This window comes from Rhodoferax sp. P1_F3, from assembly GCF_056405715.1.
In genome coordinates this window covers 1-488 of the sequence record NZ_JBFUBO010000043.1, presented here as the reverse complement: position 1 = coordinate 488, position 488 = coordinate 1, and the positions used below count along the sequence as shown (strand labels likewise).

Sequence of the window (488 nt, the reverse complement as noted above, 5' to 3'; positions counted from 1 at the left end):
CGATGGCGGCGCTCTCCACGGGCCAGATTGCGGCGATTGAGACCACCGACATCCAGGCGCTGAGCACCAAGCAACTGGCTGGCCTGGCCACCGGCACGGTCACGGCGCTGACCACGGACCAAGTGGTCTCGCTGACCACATACCAGATACAGGCGATCTCTACGGCTGGAATGAAGGCGCTGACGACGAACCAAATTGTGGCGATCGAAACGACGGATATCGCGGTGCTTACGACACAGCAATTGAGTGCATTGACAACGAATCAGACCTACTCATTCACAACGACTCAGGTTGAAGCGTTGCAGTCCAACCAGATTTCCGCGTTTGGCACTGCGGCCTACCAATACCTGACGACGGGTACGCCCATCATCCTGGACTTGAACGGAGACGGTGTGAGAACGCAGAGCATCGACGCTGGCGTCAAGTTCGACTTGTTTGACGATGGTGCAGCGATCAATACGGGCTGGGTCAGTGAGTGGTGGCGACGG

1 pseudogene is annotated in these 488 nt (G+C 58.0%); it reads left to right on the top strand.

The annotated features are described in order from the left end of the window. A pseudogene (locus AC1DZ5_RS21545) lies at positions 1-488 on the top strand (heme utilization protein); the annotation flags it as partial.